Here is a 15,142-nt window from a genome sequence, read left to right as displayed (position 1 = left end):
TGTCGTTATCGCCATCAAGTCATCAGATTCAAGCCTTTTCCATGGTACATAGCAGTGGATGTTCGTTGTTACGTGAATAGGTGTTGACCTGGACCACTTTGGTCTCGGCAATCTCGGCGGTAAATGTGCCGCAGACTCCCTTACCACTATAATGCACGCTCAGCATCACCTGAGTGGCCTTCTCCAGATCCATACCAAAGAACCTTTGCAGCACCTCCACCACGAACTCCATCGGTGTGTAGTCGTCGTTGTTCAGGACGACCTTGTACATGGGTGGCGGTTGCAGCTTCGTTTTCTCTGCCTCTGCAATCTCTTCATTAGCAAAGAGTTCTTTCTGCTTGCTCATAGTTGCGCTTTGGTACCTCTAGATTACTACCGTGTCGCTCAAGATTGTCAATAGACTTGTTAACCAGATCACATCGGTTGTTAACAACTTCTTGACTCGCTTAAAAGTTGGACTAGATTGGTTACTTGCTAATCGGCGCCCGTCTGCTACGGGGTCATGCCCTAGTTATATAAGGCTGGCGCAGGTTACTCAACGACTTCAGGGTAATCAATAAAAGGATGTAGATGTATGGCAACCGGAACAGTCAAGTGGTTCAACAACGCAAAAGGATTTGGGTTTATCTGTCCGGAAGGCGGTGGTGAAGACATCTTCGCTCACTACTCCACGATTCAAATGGAAGGTTACAAGACCTTGAAAGCAGGTCAGGCAGTCAACTTTGAACTGCAGCAGGGGCCGAAAGGAAATCATGCCTCTGTCATCGTGCCAAACGAAGCACAGAACATCTAAGAGTCAAACTGGATAAATTAAAAAGCGGCATCCCAAGGGATGCCGCTTTTTTATGGACAGACACGAAAAGGGGAACAAGAAAGGCAAGGCCTTCCCTGTTCCCTGCTGCCGCTACCTCAGCGGGCCAGCAGGATGTTGAGCATGCGGCGCAGCGGCTCGGCGGCGCCCCACAGCAGTTGGTCACCCACGGTAAAGGCGGCCAGGTACTCCGGGCCCATGTTGAGCTTGCGCAGACGACCCACCGGGATGCTGAGGGTGCCGGTAACGGCAGCCGGGGTCAGCTCGCGGGCGGTGATGTCGCGATCGTTGGGGATCACCTTGACCCAGTCGTTGTGGGCAGCCAGCAGGGCTTCGATTTCGGCCAGCGGCACATCTTTTTTCAGCTTGATGGTGAAGGCCTGGCTGTGGCAGCGCAGGGCGCCGATGCGCACGCACAGACCATCCACCGGAATGGCGGCGTTTTCGATACCCAGGATCTTGTTGGTCTCGGCCTGGCCCTTCCACTCTTCACGACTCTGGCCATTGTCGAGCTTGGTGTCGATCCAGGGGATGAGGCCACCGGCCAGCGGCACGCCGAAGTTGTCCACCGGCAGGGTGCCGGAGCGGGTCTTCTCGGTGATCTTGCGCTCGATGTCGAGGATGGCGGAAGCAGGATCGGCAAGCTCCACCGCCACTTCATCGCGCAGCATGCCCATCTGGGTGACCAGCTCGCGCATGTGGCGGGCACCACCACCGGAGGCCGCCTGATAGGTGGCCACGCTCACCCACTCCACCAGATCGGCCTTGAACAGGCCACCCAGGGCCAGCAGCATCAGGCTGACGGTGCAGTTGCCGCCAACGAAGGTCTTGATGCCGTTGTTCAGGGCATCCTCGATGACGTCGCCGTTGACCGGATCCAGGATGATGACAGCGTCCTTCTCCATGCGCAGGGAGGAGGCGGCGTCAATCCAGTAGCCCTGCCAGCCGGCGGCTTTCAGACGCGGATAAACATCCTTGGTGTAGTCGCCGCCCTGGGCGGTGATGATGACATCCTGTGCGGCCAGCGCCTCGAGATCGAAGGCGTCCTGCAAGGTGCCGGCATCGACACCAAAATTGGGGGCGGCCTCACCGGCCTGGGAGGTGGTGAAGAAGGTGGGTTGAATGCGGGCAAAGTCCTTCTCTTCCTGCATCCGGCTCATCAAGACCGAACCCACCATGCCACGCCAACCGACCAAACCTACTTTTTTCATAATGTCCTACCCTGGATAGCTGCTTATAGAAATCGTGTGTGGTACCCGTGACCCCTGCCTTGGCGCCAACCGTTTACAAGGGATTCACAATATATGAGTTGCAAAAAATGCGTCTGTCCACATTACGGATTGTGACGGCGGGCGCAAGTCGAATTGCGCAATATTCTGTGCCATTCGCTGCAATATCCGTCGGCCTGGCCGACCTGCGGGCAGCCGGTTGGCATCCTGCCTCCAGTTGGGGCATCATTGAGACCGACCGGCAGCCCCGCTGCCCCTCGGGGACGGCCCCGAGGCCTCCTGATACGCAGGGACGACCCTGCTTCCTGCGGAATCTGCTTTATGTCCTGGTTGCTCCTGCTGTTGGCCGGCCTGTTCGAGGTCGCCTGGGCCATCGGCCTCAAATACACCGACGGTTTCAGCCGTCCCCTCCCCACCCTGCTGACCCTGATCGCCATGGCCGTGAGCGTGCTGCTGCTCGCCATGGCGGTCAAACAGCTGCCCCTTGGCACCGCCTATGCGGTCTGGACCGGCATCGGCGCGGTCGGCACCGTGCTGATGGGGATCTGGCTGTTCAACGAACCGGCCACCCTAGCCCGGGTGCTCTGCCTGCTGCTGATCATCGGCGGGATCCTGGGTCTGAAATTCATCGGTTAGGCGCGCTGAAAGGGCCGGGTACACCGGCCCCGACGTGGCAAGCTCCAGGGGGCGATGTCAGCCCGGCGTGTTGCGGTGTTCCTCTGCTTGCTGATGTGTTCGCAGACGGTGGGTAAAGGCGGGTGGCACAGACGTGGCATGGCGAGCAAGATCCGCCCCATGACCGCCCGGGCGAGCATGAGGCGCCTCCTTTTATCTTTTCGTCTGCTCCTTCAATCACTCCACCAGCGTCTGCTCGATGCGGGCCCCAGGCATCATCTGCGTGAGACCGGCAATCAGCCTGTCGCCGGCCTCCCACAAGGCCGTGCGCGGCATCGGCGGCAGACACTCCAGAATGAACCACATCCGGGGGGAAGAGAGGCTCAGGCGAGTGCGGATCCCCTGGCGCCAGTTCCAGCGGCGACAGGTGACGCCGAGATCGTCCCGCCACACCACCTCTCCGGGAGCCGGTGCCTCCTGGATTGGCAGCCCTTCTTTGAGGGTGTCAAAGCATTCGCTGCCATCGGCAATCACCAGGCGCGGCGTCCCCACATAGGCCGCCAGATCCTCCCCGCCCACGGGAATGGCATACTCGATGCTGATGGCGTTGTAGAGATCCACCACAGGATCGATGGCGGGCAAGACGCCATCGCGCAGCACCCGCTTGCGCAGTGCCTGGGCCGAGCAGGGCGTGCGGGCAGGCTTGGCGCCAAACCCCTTGAACACCTGATCCCAGGCGGCCAGATGTTCAAGGGCCCAGGGGGCCTCGTCGGTGCCAAGGGCCGCACATGCCCGGGCCAGGGCCCGCTCCCCCACCAGAGTGTCAATCACGGGGGCGGCTTCCACCACGATGCTGAGGGCACAAAAACCCGGCGCCAACCTGGCTATCTCGGGGTCGATACGGGGGATCATCGGGAACATTCAGCACTCCTGGTCAAGGCTCATCAAGACGGGGTGGCGGAACGGGCACGGGCGTTCCCCTCTTTTCCTTCCCCCGCCAACGGTTGACGCCATGATGAAGGGCACAGGGTCATAATAAAATTTACTTTATCTTAATTATGTTAAGTAAAACTGATGGCCCAACCCTCTTTCCCATGAAAAATCGCCGCCCCGCCCCGCAGCGCACCGCCCGGCCCCACTACCACACCCCGCCCATCCAATGCAGACCTGGGCAAGCCCACACCATTGCCCTGGCCGCTTTCCCCGTCACTCATGCTATTATCTGCGTCCAAACATGAGCCCATAAAATCAGGACATTGTGATGACCGACCACACTTTTATTCCCGGCAAGGACGCAGCGCTGGAAGACTCCATCGAACGCTTCCAGACCAAGCTGCAAGCCCTGGGGTTTGATATCGAAGAGGCCTCCTGGCTCAACCCCGTGCCCAACGTCTGGTCCGTGCACATCCGGGACAAGGAGTGCGCTCTCTGCTTCACCAACGGCAAGGGTGCCAGCAAGAAGGCGGCGCTCGCCTCCGCCCTTGGCGAGTATTTCGAGCGTCTCTCCACCAACTACTTCTTCGCCGACTTCTACCTGGGCGAGCAGGTAGCCAATGGCGACTTCGTCCACTACCCGAACGAGAAGTGGTTCCCCATCGAGGGGGATCAGCTTCCCACTGGTCTGCTCGACTCCTTCACCCGCAAGTTCTACAACCCGGACGGTGAAGTGACCGCCGACATGCTGGTGGACCTGCAATCCGGCAACGAGGAACGCGGCATCGTCGCCCTGCCCTTCGAGCGCCAGTCTGATCACCAGACCGTCTACATCCCGATGAACATCGTCGGCAACCTGTATGTTTCCAACGGCATGAGCGCCGGCAACACCCGCACCGAAGCCCGCACCCAGGGGCTGTCGGAGGTGTTCGAGCGCCACGTGAAGAACAAGATCATCGCCGAGGCCATCAGCCTGCCCCAGATCCCGGGCGAGGTCATCGCCCGTTACCCCGGCATCAAGGCGTCCATCGATGCACTGGAGGCCGAAGGCTTCCCCATCTACAGCTTCGATGCCTCCCTCGGCGGCCGTTATCCGGTCATCTGCGTGGTGCTGCTCAACCCGAGCAACGGCACCTGCTTTGCCTCCTTCGGCGCCCACCCGCGCTTCGAGGTCGCCTTCGAGCGCACCGTCACCGAACTGCTGCAAGGGCGCAGCCTCAAGGATCTGGACGTCTTCGTGCCGCCGTCGTTCGACAACGAGCAAGTGGCGGATCACCACAACCTGGAGACCCACTTCATCGACTCCTCCGGCCTCATCAGCTGGGATCTGTTCAAGGAAGAGTCCGACTTCGAGTTTGCCGACTGGGACTTCCGTGGCACCTCGCAAGAGGAGTTCGACCACCTGATCGGCATCTTCCACGAGCTGGAGCAGCCGGTCTACATCGCCGACTACGAGCACCTGGGTGTCTACGCCTGCCGTATCCTGGTGCCCGGCATGTCCGACATCTATCCGGTGGAAGATCTGCTGCTGGCCAACAACACCATGGGGGCCCACCTGCGGGAGACCATCCTGGCGCTGCCGGCGCTCGAGTGGGACGCAGAGCAGTACATGGCCCTGTTCGACCAGCTGGATGAAGAGGGTCACGACGAGCGGACCCGGGTGCGCGAGCTGCTCGGCATCGCCGCCGCCAAGGGCACTGCCCTGCACACCCTGCGCGTCGGTGAGCTCAAAGCCATGCTGGCGCTGGCCGCAGGCGACCTGGAGAGCGCCCTCGACCTCATCGACTGGACCATGGAGTTCAACCAGTCGGTGTTCCCGGCGGATCGGGCCGCTTACTACCGCGCCCTGCGCGCCTGCGTCGAGCTCTTCCTGGACGAGGAACGCGACCCCGAGCAGTACCGCCCGGTGTTCGCCCGCATGTTCGGGGAAGAGACCCTGGCACAGGCGTGGGCCAACGCCCGCGGCGAGGCGCGCTTCCACGGGTTGGAAGCCGCCGATCTCTCCCTCTCCCAGTTCCCGCTGCACCAGAAACTGCTGGCCGCTTACGAGAAATTGCAAAAAGCCAAACGAATCCATACCTGGAACTGATATGCTAGTGTGACGAAGGGGCCTTATGGCCCCTTCTGTTTTATGTTCTACGCTTTGGCTGGCCGTGCCACAAAGATGAAATAAAAGACAAAAAATACCTCTTAGGGGGTTGTTAATTTGGCACTCATGGTGCAGTGCGGCCGCACAGGTGCCTGGCCGGTACTTTTTTCAGGGTGTCCTTTATAAGTTCTTAAAAATCATAAAATTAATAACAGACTCATTTCTGTTTCACCTGAAACCTGGTGTAAAGAAACGCTTCCGGATGGCGAAAAATCCTGTAGTAAAATTACATTCACAATCTGTAATTCTTGATCGGAGTCAATTTTGGGGATCAGCCCCTTTGTTATGATTTCCACAGGCAAAATATGCAGGTACTGAGAATTGAAAGCAGAATCTCCCTTTGATTGTCTGAAGCCCGAAGCCATCGCCGCCCTGGCCGAAGACATTACCTATGCCAAGGCCACCAAGCCCGCATACAAGGTCATTCCCCTGGCCATCACCGCTGGCGCCTTCATCGCCATCGCCTTCGTCTTCTATATCACCGTCACCACGGGCTCAAGCGGCATGGCCTGGGGCATGTCCAAGCTGGTGGGCGGCATCTGCTTCTCCCTCGGTCTCATCCTCTGCGTCCTGCTCGGCGCCGAACTGTTCACCTCCACTACCCTCACCCTGGTAGCCAAGGCGGCGAATCGCATCAGCTGGGCCCAGTTGCTCAAGAACTGGGGACTGGTCTACTTCGGCAACCTCATCGGCGGTCTCATCATCGTCGGCCTCATCATCATGTCGGCGGAATACACGGCAGCGGATGGTCAGTGGGGGCTGAACGCCATGAAAGTGGCCCAGCACAAGATCCATCACACCTTCTTCGAGGCCGTGGCCCTTGGCATCCTCTGCAACCTCATGGTGTGTCTCGCCGTGTGGATGGCCTTCGGCGCCCGCAGCGCCACCGACAAGGTGATGGTGATGCTGCTCCCCGTCGCCATGTTCGTGGCCTCCGGTTTTGAGCACAGCATCGCAAACATGTTTATGATCCCGGTCGGTATCGCCATCCACAGCGTCGCGAGCCCGGAATTCTGGCAGGCCATCGGCCAGGATCCGGCAACCTTTGCCGACCTGACCGTGTCCAACTTCGTCCTGCACAACCTCATCCCTGTCACCATCGGTAATATCATTGGTGGTGGCGTCATGGTTGGGCTGACTTACTGGTTTATCTTCCGTCGCCATCATTAAGGATGGCGGCAGACACATAAATACCTTGAGAGGTAATGAAAATGGCAGAACTTAACGAACAGTTCCAAAAAGCATGGGAAGGCTTCGCAGCCGGTGAATGGCAGACCTCTGTCAACACCCGTGACTTCATCCAGAAGAACTACACCCCGTATGAAGGTGACGAGTCCTTCCTGGCTGGCGCGACCGAAGCCACCACCAAGCTGTGGGACAAGGTCATGGAAGGCATCAAGATCGAGAACCGCACTCACGCGCCGGTCGATTTTGATACCGACCTGCCCTCCACCATTACCGCTCACGATGCCGGCTATATCGACCAGAGCCTGGAGCAAATCGTTGGTCTGCAGACCGACAAACCGCTCAAGCGCGCCATCATCGCCAACGGCGGTATCAAGATGGTCAAGACCTCTTGCGAAGTGTACGGTCGCCAGCTTGACCCCATGGTCGAGAAGATCTTCACCGAGTACCGCAAGACTCACAACCAGGGCGTGTTCGACGTCTACACCAAAGACATCCTGAACTGCCGCAAGTCCGGCGTCATCACCGGTCTGCCGGATGCCTACGGCCGTGGCCGTATCATCGGTGACTACCGTCGTGTTGCCCTGTACGGTATCGACTTCCTGATGGCCGACAAACTGGCTCAGTTCAAGTCCCTGCAGGCTGACCTGGAAAACGGTGTCAACCTGGAAGCCACCATCCGTCTGCGCGAAGAGATCTCCGAGCAGCACCGTGCCCTGGCACAGATGAAGGTGATGGCTGCCAAGTACGGTTGCGATATCTCCGTACCGGCCAAAAACGCCAAAGAAGCCGTCCAGTGGACCTACTTCGCCTACCTGGCGGCGGTCAAGTCCCAGAACGGCGCGGCCATGTCCTTCGGTCGTACCTCCAGCTTCCTGGACATCTACATCGAGCGTGACCTGCAAAAGGGTCTGATCACCGAGCAAGAAGCCCAGGAGCTGATGGACCACATGGTCATGAAGCTGCGTATGGTTCGCTTCCTGCGTACCCCGGAATACGATTCACTGTTCTCCGGCGACCCGATGTGGGCTACCGAGACCCTGGCCGGTATGGGCGTTGACGGTCGTACCCTGGTCACCAAGAACAGCTTCCGTATGCTGAACACCCTGTACACCATGGGCCCGTCCCCTGAGCCGAACCTGACCATCCTGTGGTCCGAGAAGCTGCCGGTCGGTTTCAAGAAGTACTGCGCCAAGGTATCCATCGAGACCTCTTCCGTTCAGTACGAGAACGACGACCTGATGCGTCCGGACTTCAACAACGATGACTACGCCATCGCTTGCTGTGTGTCCCCGATGATCGTCGGCAAACAGATGCAGTTCTTCGGTGCCCGTGCCAACCTGGCCAAGACCATGCTGTATGCAATCAATGGCGGTATGGACGAGAAGCTCAAGATCCAGGTCGGTCCGAAGACCGAAATGGTCACCTCCGAGTACCTCGATTACAACGACGTGATGGACAGACTGGATCACTTCATGGACTGGCTGGCCAAGCAGTATGTCGCCGCCCTGAACATCATCCACTACATGCACGACAAGTACAGCTACGAAGCCTCCCTGATGGCGCTGCACGACCGTGACGTCTATCGCACCATGGCCTGTGGTATCGCCGGTCTGTCCGTAGCCGCTGACTCCCTGTCTGCCATCAAGTACGCCAAGGTCAAGCCGGTACGTGATGCCGATGGCGTCTCCATCGACTTCGAAATCGAAGGCGAGTACCCGCAGTTCGGCAACAACGACGCTCGCGTCGATGACATCGCCTGCGACCTGGTCGAGCGCTTCATGAAGAAGATTCAGAAGCTGAACACCTACCGTGGTGCCGTGGCTACCCAGTCCGTGCTGACCATCACCTCCAACGTGGTGTACGGCAAGAAGACCGGTAATACCCCGGATGGTCGTCGCGCCGGTGCGCCGTTCGGCCCGGGTGCCAACCCGATGCACGGTCGTGATCAGAAGGGTGCCGTTGCTTCCCTGACTTCCGTTGCCAAGCTGCCGTTCGCCTACGCCAAAGATGGTATCTCCTATACCTTCTCCATCGTGCCGAATGCCCTGGGCAAAGACATGGAAGCCCAGAAAGCCAACCTGGCCGGCCTGATGGATGGTTACTTCCACCACGAAGCCAACCTGGAAGGTGGTCAGCACCTGAACGTCAACGTGATGAACCGTGAAATGCTGCTGGACGCCATGGAAAACCCGGAGAAATATCCGCAGTTGACCATCCGCGTATCCGGTTATGCCGTTCGCTTCAACTCCTTGACCAAGGAGCAACAGCAAGACGTCATCACCCGTACCTTCACCGCCTCTCTGTAATCGCTTATTGATAAGCAAGAGCTGCAGTGAATCAAAACCGGCGCCAAGGCGCCGGTTTTTTTATGCCTGATAGTCAGGGGACATCGGCCTGAACCTGCCAGCAAGGCCGGCTCTCCCCTCCTCTCATCCCGCCTTGTTCAGGGCCGCTCACCCGCAGTCAGACGGCGATTGATATCGGCGATGACCGGGGCGATATCCGCCAGGGTGTCGATGATGTAGTGCGCCCCCGCCGCCCGCAGTTTGGCCTCGGCCGGTACGCGCCGGGCGGCGATCTCCGCCTCGCTCATGGCGGCAAACTCGTCCCAGGTGGAGCCAAACTCGTTGCCGGAGACCGACAATCCCACCGTCCACATGCCCGCGTTCAACCCTTCGCTGATACCCGGCACGGCGTCATCTACCTTGATGCAACGATGCACCGCGCTCACTCCCAGCTCAATCACGTTGGCCAGCGCCATCCAGGGGCCGGGGCGACCGCCAGCCTTGAGATCGTCGGTGGCGACCCAGTGATCCGGGCGATAGCCGTGATCGGCCGCCGCTGGCACCAGTGCCTCCATCACCGGACGGGGGTAACCGGAACAGGAGCCGATTCGCAGCCCCTGACCCCGCAGAGCGTCCAACACCGGCAGCACACCGGGGATGGGGGCGGCAAAGCGGGTCACGGCGGCAATCTGCAGCGGCATAAAGGTGTGATAGAGGTGGTCCACCTCGGCGTGGCTCATGGGGTGGCCAAAGCGGGCCTGCCAGCGCGCATCCACCGAGGGCAGACGGCCGAGCGCCGCGATATGATCCCACTTGCCCAACCCCATGGGCTGGCGCGCCTCATCCAGGGTCACAGCAAAGTCATAGGCGCGGGCGAAGGCCTCGACGAAGATGGAGGTGGGGGCGAAGGAGCCGAAATCGACGACGGTGCCGGCCCAGTCGAGGATCAGCGCCTCTACGTCGGTGGTCGGGTCTACAACAATCTGCAAGTCAGTCATGGTGGTGTTCCTGTTTCGGTGAAAGTGCGATCTCGCCAAGGGCGTGATCGAGAATGGTGATGGCACGCACCAGATCGGCGCGGGCGATATTGAGCGGTGGCGAGAGCTGGATGACATTGCCCTGAGAGACCTTGAAGCTGAGCCCCAGCTCAAGACAGCGGTAGAGCAGCCGCTCGGCGGCCTGGCTGTTGCGGGTGCGACTCTGGTGATCGACCACCAGATCGAGCGCCCAGAGCAAACCGATACCGCGCACCTGCCCAATGAGCGGGTGGCGCTCGGCAAGCGCCGCGAGCTCTACCGCCATAAAACGGCCATCCTCCCGCACCTTGGCCAGCAACCCCTCTTCACGGATGGTACTGATGGTGGCAAGGGCCGCCGCGCAGCCGATGGGGCTCTTCTCGTGGGTGTAGTGACCCAGTGAAATGGCCGCCGCCTGATTGAAACGATCGCGGGTGATGAGCGCGGCAAATGGCACCACCCCGCCCCCCAACCCCTTGCCAAGGCAGATGATGTCGGGCTCGATGCCGAACTCTTCAAAGCTGAACCAGTGGCCAGTGCGCCCCAGGGCATTGGGGATCTCGTCGACGATCAACAGCACCTTATGGCGATCGCAGATCTCCCGCACCCGCTGCCAGTAGGCCTTCGAGGGCACCTGTACGTCGGTGTTGCGGATCGGCTCGGCGATAAAGGCGCCAATACCCCCCTCCTTCTCGATGACGTACTCCAGATAATCGGCGTAGTGCAGGTCATCCCCCTCCCCGCGATACCAGACACCGCGATAACGGGTGGGGGGAGGAATGCGCTCCACCCCGGCCATCAAGGGGCCCATGCCGGCGCGAAAACAGGCTTCACCGCCGACCGAGATGGCATCGAGGGAGGCACCGTGAAAAGCATCCCAGAGGGACACCACCTTGCTGTTGCCAGTGATGAAACGGGCGAGCTTCAGGGCAATCCCCACTACCTCGCTGCCGCCGGGGGCGAACAGCACCCGGTTGAGATCGCTGGGGGCCAGCTCGGCCAGAGTGCGGGCGCAGTCGATAGCAACCCGATGGGTGTAGCGGCGAGGCGCAAACGGCAGTGCGGCGAGTTGCTGTTGCACTGCGGCCACCACATCAGGATGACCGTGGCCCAGCTGATGGACGCTGTTGCCGTGAAAATCGAGGTAACGCTTGCCCGATACGCTGGTCAGCCAGCTCCCCTGCGCGCCCTCAATCAGATCGAGACAGGGGGTGGAGAGCGCCTGATGGAGGAAGTAGCGGCTATCCTCCGCCAATCCGGCCTGTACATCTTCGCTCTGGCCCGCCCACCAGCGTGAGCGCCCCTCGCCGAGGTTGATATCCCCTTCGCTGTCGGCGCGGCCGCGGCCGTGCAGCTTATGGTCGTGCTGATCGCAACCGTGAGGCACCATGCTGGTCATCGCGCGTCCCCTTGCCAGTAGCAGGCGCTGGCCATGCCGGCGAGCAGATCCCGCACCCGCTCTGGGGTCACATCGCCGATATTGCCGATGCGGAAGCAATCGGCTTGGGAGACCTTGCCCGGATAGATGACAAAGCCCTGCCCCTTGAGTCGCTGGTAGAAGTCGGCGAAGCGGTAGTCAGGGTGGGTCGGAGAGTAGAAGGCGGTGATGATGGGGGATTGCCACTGCTCGGGCAGCAGCGGCGCAAAGCCGAGGGCCGCCATCCCCGCCACCAGCGTGCGCTGATTCTCGCTATAGCGCCGATGGCGGGCGGCGATGCCTCCCTCCGCTTCCAGTTCGCGCAGCGCCTGGGCAAAGGCGAGTACGGTATGGGTGGGCGAGGTAAAGCGCCACTTTCCCCCCTGCCGCTCCATGGTCTGCCACTGGGCATGCAGGTCGAGGGAGAGCGAGCGGGCGCGACCGACGCAGGCCGTGAGCGCCACGCGGCGAGCGATGACGAAGCCAAAACCCGGCACCCCCTGAATGCACTTGTTGGCGGAGCTGATGAGAAACTCGATGCCAAGGCGTCCCATATCGATGGGGATACCGCCAAAGCTGCTCATGGCATCGACGATAAGGCGAATGCCGCGGCGCTGGCAGAGCTCGGCCACCTCGTCGAGCGGGTTGAGCATGCCGGTGGTGGTCTCGCAGTGCACCATGGCCAGATGGGTGATCTCGGGGTGGCGCGCCAGCATCGCCTCAATGGCGGCGGGCTCCGGGCGGCTTGTCTCGCCGCAGTCCAGCTCATGGTGACGCAGGCCAAGGCAGCGGGCCATCTCCCCCATGCGGGCGCCGTAGGCACCGTTGTTGATGATCAGCAGACACTCATCGACGCCTATCGCCGAGCCCAGTACGCTCTCCACCACATAGCTGCCGCTCCCCTGCAGCAGCACGGCGCTGTAGTCGCTCTCATATTCCGGGCCAGTGGCGAGGCGCACCAGCTCGCGGCGGATGGGCTCCACCACACCCTGGTTGTAATCCGCATCCCAGGTACAGCTGTCTTGCAGCATGGCGGCGCGCACCGTGGCGGTGGTCGAGAGGGGGCCCGGGGTCAGCAGCAGGTAATCGACGGCGGCGGGGGCCGCAGGAATATGGGTCATGACTTCGCTCCTTTTTGGTATATACCAGAATGAGCGCATTGTGGGTAACTGCCCCGCCAAGGTCAAAGGGGTGGCGCTACGTGCAACAAAAAATTCATTTTCAGCGCCGGGATCGCGATAATCTAGGAAGCCTGAACAGCAGGGGCGATTCTGGTATCTACCAACGCATGTTGATGTTGCCGTGTAACGACCGGGCAGATGACCAGCCCTGTGCCCAACTCATTGCACAACTCATTGCATAACCAGGGATTTTCATGAGCAAACCGCAATACCTGCAGATCAAGGATGCCCTCGCCAACCAGATCCTGGCGGGGGGCCTGGCCCCCAACGACAAGCTCCCCTCCGAGCGGCTGCTGGGGGAACTCTATGGCACCACCCGGGTTACCATCCGCGAGGCGCTGGTGCAGCTGGAGGCGAACGGCCTTATCTATCGGGAGGATCGCCGCGGCTGGTTCGTCACCCCGCCGCGTTTCAGTCTCAACCCCAGACGCACCTCCAACTTTCACCAGATAGTGCGGGAGCAAGGGGGAGAACCGCACACCGAATTGCTGGAGAAAAGCCGCCAGGCGGTGCCGCCCGCGTTGATGGCGCAGTTGCAGCTCAAGCCGTTTGACAGCCTCTTTTTGCTCAAGCGACTGCGCTACGCCAACGGGCGCGCCATCTGCTACTGCGAGAACCACTGCCTGCCAGAGCGGGTACCCGGCCTGCTGGAGCTGGATCTCAACGGCAGTCTGACCGAGATCTACCAGGCCCATTACGATCTCCACTACGCCCGCATGCAGGTGCGCTTCTTCCCCACCGCCCTGCCGGACGAAGTGGCCAAGGCGCTCGGGGCCACCGCCGGTCTGCCCGCCCTGCGCCTCGAGCGACTCAATTTCGATCAGCACGGCCGGGTGCTCGACTTCGATCTGGAGTACTGGCGCCACGACAGTCTGGAGATCGAGGTGGATACCCAGGATTAGTCACGGACAAATCAGGAACGGAAAAAACGTCACGGGGCTGTCACGGTCACGTCATAAAGATCCCCTAGCCTCTCTCTCGACCAATCTGGTTTATACCAAGCCAACTTATATGGAGAAGAGGATGAAACAGGGAACCCATCTGCTGGCCGCCGCCGTGCTGGCTGCCACGACAGCCCCGGCACTGGCCGCGACCGACCTCACCGTCTACACCGCCTTCGAACCGGAGCAGCTCAACGAGCTGAAAACCGCGTTCGAGCGCCAGCATCCGGATATCAACATCAAGTGGGTGCGTGACTCCACCGGCGTGGTCACCGCCCGCTTGCTGGCAGAAAAAGCCCAGCCCAAAGCGGATGTGGTATGGGGACTGGCGGCGACCAGCCTGATGCAGCTCGATCAGCAGCAGATGCTCAATGCCTATGCCCCGAAAGGGCTGGATAAGCTAGACAGCCGCTTTCGCGACAGCAAGGCCGAGCCGCACTGGATCGGTCTGGACGCCTTCTTCAGCGCCATCTGCTTCAACAAGGTAGAGGCAGAAAAACAGGGGATCCCGGCGCCGACCAGCTGGGCCGACCTTACCAAGCCCATCTACAAGGGCAAGGTGATCATGCCCAACCCCAGCTCCTCCGGCACCGGTTACCTGAGCGTCGCTGGCTGGCTGCAGACCATGGGTGAGCAGCAGGGCTGGCAATTTATGAACGGCCTGCACCAGAACATCGACCGTTACACCCACTCGGGCTCCGCCCCCTGCAAGCTGGCCGCCAGCGGCGAGACGGTGATCGGTATCTCCTTCGACTTCCCGGCCACCAGCCTCAAGGCCAAGGGGGCTCCCATCGAGGTGGTGTTCCCGAAAGAGGGTTCGGGCTGGGATATGGAAGCGGCCGCCATCATCAAGGGTACCCCCAAGCTGGAGGCCGCCAAGCAGCTGCTCGACTTTGCCGCCACCGAGCAGGCCAACGCCCTCTACAACAAGTCGTTCGCAGTGGTCGCCATCCCCGATGTAGCCCAACCGAGAGCGGGCTATCCGGCGGATATCAAAGGCCAGATGATCGACAACGACTTTGGCTGGGCCGCCCGCGAGCGCAATACCATTTTGGCCCAGTGGAGCGCCAGCTTCGACGGCAAGACCGAAGCCAAGCAGTAAGCGTGAAGGGCGGCGGTTTGTTCACACCCCACACACCGCCACCAATAAACTGCCAGTCGAAGGCCAACAGGTGTTGGCCTTCCCTTTTTGGGTTGCGCTCACTGTTTTCGTTTCACTTTTTGTTTCACTCCCAATTAGCGACGCTTCGCCCATCCACACAGGGCCTAGCCACTTGCTGGCGACCCGATCTCATCTGACTGTCATCAGGCTGTCATCCCTCGATCACCTGACCGTCACACTTCACCCGCAAACTGGTATATACCAAATCAGTAGCG

Annotated in this window: 13 protein-coding genes; 7 read left to right on the top strand and 6 right to left on the bottom strand. The window is 60.5% G+C overall.

The window, feature by feature from the left end; genetic code table 11:
- Positions 1-28: 28 nt before the first annotated feature.
- On the bottom strand, positions 29-346 hold the full coding sequence (gene clpS / locus AB5Y47_RS07985; protein WP_005325410.1) for an ATP-dependent Clp protease adapter ClpS: 318 nt from the start codon (positions 344-346) through the stop codon (positions 29-31).
- A 228-nt stretch (positions 347-574) separates the two neighbouring features.
- On the opposite strand from clpS, the gene cspD reads away from it, so the two are divergent.
- Complete coding sequence (cspD, locus tag AB5Y47_RS07980) at positions 575-793, top strand: cold shock-like protein CspD (RefSeq protein WP_010674510.1); 219 nt, start codon at positions 575-577, stop codon at positions 791-793.
- 116 nt (positions 794-909) lie between these two features.
- On the opposite strand, the gene asd is transcribed toward cspD, so the two are convergent.
- Positions 910-2,022 (bottom strand): aspartate-semialdehyde dehydrogenase, encoded by a 1,113-nt coding sequence (gene asd, locus AB5Y47_RS07975; RefSeq protein ID WP_042016283.1) that lies wholly within the window; start codon positions 2,020-2,022, stop codon positions 910-912.
- 339 nt (positions 2,023-2,361) lie between these two features.
- Between asd and sugE the strand changes: the two genes are divergently transcribed.
- Positions 2,362-2,676, top strand: coding sequence for a quaternary ammonium compound efflux SMR transporter SugE (sugE, locus tag AB5Y47_RS07970; protein ID WP_041211362.1), 315 nt, complete (start codon positions 2,362-2,364; stop codon positions 2,674-2,676).
- 216 nt (positions 2,677-2,892) lie between these two features.
- On the opposite strand, the gene AB5Y47_RS07965 is transcribed toward sugE, so the two are convergent.
- Positions 2,893-3,576 (bottom strand): B3/4 domain-containing protein, encoded by a 684-nt coding sequence (locus tag AB5Y47_RS07965; RefSeq protein WP_045524741.1) that lies wholly within the window; start codon positions 3,574-3,576, stop codon positions 2,893-2,895.
- Positions 3,577-3,916: 340 nt separating this feature from the next.
- Between AB5Y47_RS07965 and ycaO the strand changes: the two genes are divergently transcribed.
- The 3 genes from ycaO (at position 3,917) to pflB (ending at position 9,231) form a co-directional block, all read left to right on the top strand.
- Complete coding sequence (ycaO, locus tag AB5Y47_RS07960) at positions 3,917-5,677, top strand: 30S ribosomal protein S12 methylthiotransferase accessory factor YcaO (RefSeq protein WP_048207529.1); 1,761 nt, start codon at positions 3,917-3,919, stop codon at positions 5,675-5,677.
- 381 nt (positions 5,678-6,058) lie between these two features.
- Positions 6,059-6,907: a formate transporter FocA gene (gene focA / locus AB5Y47_RS07955; protein ID WP_010674505.1), complete on the top strand. Its 849-nt coding sequence runs from the start codon at positions 6,059-6,061 to the stop codon at positions 6,905-6,907.
- 41 nt (positions 6,908-6,948) lie between these two features.
- A complete protein-coding gene (pflB, locus tag AB5Y47_RS07950) occupies positions 6,949-9,231 on the top strand; it encodes a formate C-acetyltransferase (protein ID WP_103244647.1) in 2,283 nt (760 codons plus the stop codon).
- Between the two features lie 137 nt (positions 9,232-9,368).
- On the opposite strand, the gene phnX is transcribed toward pflB, so the two are convergent.
- The 3 genes from phnX to phnW are packed head-to-tail and all read right to left on the bottom strand — an operon-like array spanning position 9,369 to position 12,764.
- Positions 9,369-10,208, bottom strand: a complete 840-nt coding sequence (gene phnX, locus AB5Y47_RS07945) for a phosphonoacetaldehyde hydrolase (RefSeq protein WP_368220113.1) — start codon at positions 10,206-10,208, stop codon at positions 9,369-9,371.
- Positions 10,201-11,625: an aspartate aminotransferase family protein gene (locus AB5Y47_RS07940; protein WP_368220112.1), complete on the bottom strand. Its 1,425-nt coding sequence runs from the start codon at positions 11,623-11,625 to the stop codon at positions 10,201-10,203. Before AB5Y47_RS07940 ends, phnX begins: the two co-directional genes overlap by 8 nt.
- Positions 11,622-12,764 carry a 2-aminoethylphosphonate--pyruvate transaminase gene (gene phnW, locus AB5Y47_RS07935; RefSeq protein WP_368220111.1) on the bottom strand — a complete coding sequence of 381 codons (1,143 nt, stop codon included), beginning with the start codon at positions 12,762-12,764 and terminating at the stop codon, positions 11,622-11,624. The genes AB5Y47_RS07940 and phnW overlap by 4 nt, the downstream gene beginning before the upstream one ends.
- Positions 12,765-13,018: 254 nt before the next feature.
- Here phnW and phnR point away from each other — a divergent pair, with 254 nt between their 5' ends.
- Both phnR and AB5Y47_RS07925 read left to right on the top strand, forming a co-directional pair.
- The gene (phnR, locus tag AB5Y47_RS07930) at positions 13,019-13,726 is read left to right on the top strand and encodes a phosphonate utilization transcriptional regulator PhnR (RefSeq protein WP_016350513.1); all 708 of its coding nucleotides are present in this window, start codon (positions 13,019-13,021) and stop codon (positions 13,724-13,726) included.
- Between the two features lie 121 nt (positions 13,727-13,847).
- On the top strand, positions 13,848-14,867 hold the full coding sequence (locus tag AB5Y47_RS07925; RefSeq protein ID WP_368220110.1) for a putative 2-aminoethylphosphonate ABC transporter substrate-binding protein: 1,020 nt from the start codon (positions 13,848-13,850) through the stop codon (positions 14,865-14,867).
- The last annotated feature ends 275 nt before the right edge of the window (positions 14,868-15,142 follow it).

The organism is Aeromonas sp. R7-2 (genome assembly GCF_040908105.1).
GTDB lineage: Bacteria > Pseudomonadota > Gammaproteobacteria > Enterobacterales > Aeromonadaceae > Aeromonas > Aeromonas caviae.
The sequence above is the reverse complement of the archived record's forward strand: the minus strand, read 5'-3'. Positions and strand labels throughout refer to the sequence as shown.